The following is a 3,532-nucleotide window of genomic DNA, read 5'->3' as shown; positions in this document are numbered from 1 at the left end:
ATTTATTTAACATTAATTTCAGAAAAATATTTTAGCGATGCCTGTTTTTAACTTGGCGATCGCACTTTTTTTGCCCCACCTCACAAAATCGCGTTGCTCCCTCTTTAATTACAGGAATAACTGTAACTTTCTTAGAATTGAGGTGATAAGTATTGTATATTCTAGCAAATGGATATGTTCTCGTTCTCTTAGGTGAACTCCACTGAGAAAATGCAAGATTGTTTTGTAATGATCCTAAAGTAATTATTCCAGATGCTTTGGCACAATTAATTTTAAAATTATCTATTCCATAAGTTTCAAGTTTTGGTATAAGACAAGGTGTATAAATAATATCTCTAATAAAACCATTAAAATTAAGGATACTCATATTTTGTTAAAGTTACAGCAATTTCCATGTATTTGTACCATACTCTTGATACCTCTCTGCGCCTCTGCGTTAAACAAAAAAATCTAAAAGACTGAATAGCTTCAGGGGCAGTCTAGATTATGCCACAATAGCAAAATTAGGTAACAGCATTAGGAGTTTTACTTGTGGAGTCCCCCCAAAAAACGTTATACCACCCAGCCGCAATTGAGGAAAAATGGCAAAAAACATGGTCAGAACTTGGCTTAGATAAAACACCTCAAGATCAAAACAAGCCAAAATTCTACGCGCTTTCCATGTTCCCTTACCCATCTGGAAGCTTACACATGGGTCACGTCCGTAACTACACAATTACAGATGTAATTGCCCGCCTCAAAAGAATGCAAGGGTATCGGGTATTACATCCAATGGGTTGGGATGCTTTTGGATTACCCGCAGAAAACGCCGCCATTGATAGAGGTGTACCCCCTGCCAAATGGACATATCAGAATATTGCCCAGATGCGGCAACAATTACAGCGCCTGGGTTTATCCTTAGATTGGGACTGTGAAGTTGCTACTTGTTCCCCAGATTATTATAAGTGGACACAATGGATTTTTCTACAATTTTTACAAGCAGGTTTAGCTTACCAAAGAGAAGCCGCAGTTAACTGGGACCCCATTGACCAAACCGTATTAGCAAACGAACAAGTTGACAATGAAGGACGTTCTTGGCGCAGTGGTGCGATAGTTGAGCGTAAATTACTGCGCCAATGGTTTTTTAAGATTACTGACTACGCCGAAGAATTATTAAATGACTTAGATAAACTCAGCGGTTGGCCAGAACGAGTTAAATTAATGCAGGCTAACTGGATAGGAAAATCCACAGGTGCATATTTAGAATTTCCTATTGTTGGGTTAGAGGAAAAAATTGGTGTTTATACTACCCGTCCCGACACCGTTTATGGTGTTAGCTATGTTGTCTTAGCACCAGAACACCCCTTAACTCAAGTTGTTACCACTTCGGAACAAAAAGCAGCGGTAGAAGCCTTTATTAAGGAAGTTTCCAACCAAAGCGAGTTAGAACGAACTGCGGAAGATAAACCCAAACGCGGTATTCCTACAGGTGGGAAAGTCATTAACCCCTTCACCGATGAAGAAGTTCCTATTTGGATCGCAGATTATGTTCTCTATGAATATGGTACAGGTGCGGTGATGGGTGTACCTGCCCATGATGTGCGAGATTTCAAATTTGCCAAAGAACAGAATTTAGCTATTAAAGTAGTAATTGTACCGGAAGTTGGTGCAGAAGAAACTTTAAAAGCAGCATATACAGAAGCGGGAATTTTAGTTAATTCGGGTGACTTCAATGGCATGAATTCTGTAGATGCGAAAAAAGCAATTATCGAATTTGCAGAAAAACAAGGTTTTGGTAAATTAAGAGTACAGTATCGCCTCAGAGATTGGTTGATTTCTCGTCAACGTTATTGGGGCGCACCTATCCCAGTTATTCATTGTCCTAATTGTGGAATTGTACCAGTACCTGACAAAGATTTACCTGTACAATTACCAGAAGAAATTGAATTAAGCGGTCGTGGTGGTTCACCTTTAGCACAGTTAGAAAGTTGGGTAAATGTCCCTTGTCCAAGTTGCGGTACTCCAGCAAAACGGGAAACCGATACGATGGATACATTTATTGATTCTTCTTGGTATTTCTTGCGTTATCCAGATGCAAAGAATGAAGAAAAGATTTTTGATTCTGGTAAAGTAAATGATTGGATGCCTGTAGATCAATATGTGGGCGGTATTGAACACGCGATTTTACATTTGTTGTATTCGCGTTTCTTCACCAAAGTATTGAGAGATAGAGGTTTATTTAACTTTGATGAACCATTTCAAAAGTTGTTAACTCAGGGAATGGTGCAAGGTTTAACTTACATGAACCCGAAAAAAGGTGGTAAGGATAAATGGATTCCTTCTCATTTAGTTGATGCTAATAATCCTGTAGATCCGCAAACAGGAGAACCTTTACAACGTCTCTATGCCACCATGTCTAAATCAAAAGGAAATGGTGTTGCACCGGAAGATGTGATTAATAAATATGGCATTGATACGGCGCGGATGTTCATTTTATTTAAAGCACCTCCTGAAAAAGATTTGGAATGGGATGAGGCTGATGTAGAAGGACAATTCCGCTTTTTAAATCGGGTTTGGCGGTTGGTTACAGATTATGCCTCTGCGGGAGTTTGTAAACAAAAAGCTGATTTGGAAAAGTTAAGTAAAGAGGAAAAGGATTTAAGGAGGGCGATTCATTTAGCAATTCAAGCAATTACGGAAGATGTGGAAGATGAATATCAATTCAATACCGCTATTTCCGAATTGATGAAGTTAAGTAATGCCTTGACTGATGCTAAGTGTAATAATTCACCAATTTATGCGGAAGGAATTCAAACTTTGGTGATTATGTTAGCTCCTTTTGCACCACATATTGGTGATGAATTATGGCAATTGTTGGGGAATAAGGGGACGGTACATACTCAAGTTTGGCCGAGTTTTGATCCTGCGGCTTTGATAGCTGATGAAATTACTTTGGTAATTCAAATTATGGGTAAAACTCGCGGTTCTATTCAAGTTCCTTCGCAGTTAGATAAGGTTGAGTTGGAGAAGTATGCGAGGGAGTCTGAGGTGGCACAGCGGTACATTGAAGGGAAGGAAATTAAGAAGGTGATTGTGGTGCCTGGTAAGTTGGTGAATTTCGTTTTGGGGTGATTTTGTCTCACGCAGAGACGCAGAAGCGCGGAGAGTTTTTTGAGGTGGGTTGACGATTGTTTAACGATTGTTTAACCCACCTGTTATTTTTTGGTTGTGATTTTAGTAATGGCTAATTTCTAAGTTTTGTAATATTTTAGATAGCAGCGAAAAATTATTGTCGTACACTTGTCAAAATTCCCAGAAATGTTGAATGTAGTTACAAAACTTTACATATTTAAGTATAGTAGTATTATTAAGGGTAAAAATGTCAACATTTCATAATATCTTCCATCCAATGAACATAACTGATTTGTTGACACATACAAGCTTGTAGATAGCAGGGTAAGCTCATCTAATTTGGTATAGTATGAACTTGACAAAAGAAACAAGATAAGCAGCAGGAAGCAGAGAAAAATTTTACTTGACATGACAGCAAAAG

2 protein-coding genes are annotated in these 3,532 nt (G+C 38.4%); one reads left to right on the top strand and one right to left on the bottom strand.

The features are described 5' to 3' along the window. Positions 1-31: 31 nt before the first annotated feature. Positions 32-367, bottom strand: a complete 336-nt coding sequence (locus H6G59_RS26975) for a hypothetical protein (protein WP_190721154.1) — start codon at positions 365-367, stop codon at positions 32-34. A 164-nt stretch (positions 368-531) separates the two neighbouring features. Here H6G59_RS26975 and leuS point away from each other — a divergent pair, with 164 nt between their 5' ends. Further along, positions 532-3,111 (top strand): leucine--tRNA ligase, encoded by a 2,580-nt coding sequence (gene leuS, locus H6G59_RS26970; RefSeq protein ID WP_190721151.1) that lies wholly within the window; start codon positions 532-534, stop codon positions 3,109-3,111. The last annotated feature ends 421 nt before the right edge of the window (positions 3,112-3,532 follow it).

Origin of the sequence: Anabaena lutea FACHB-196 (assembly GCF_014698305.1) — a bacterium.
Lineage (GTDB): Bacteria > Cyanobacteriota > Cyanobacteriia > Cyanobacteriales > Nostocaceae > Anabaena > Anabaena lutea.
This window is presented reverse-complemented; position numbering and strand designations above follow the sequence as displayed.

Coding starts and splice junctions, on each gene's coding strand:
- H6G59_RS26975 (WP_190721154.1), bottom strand. CDS start 367: ATGAGTATCCTTAATTTTAATGGTTTTATTAGAGATATTATTTATACA.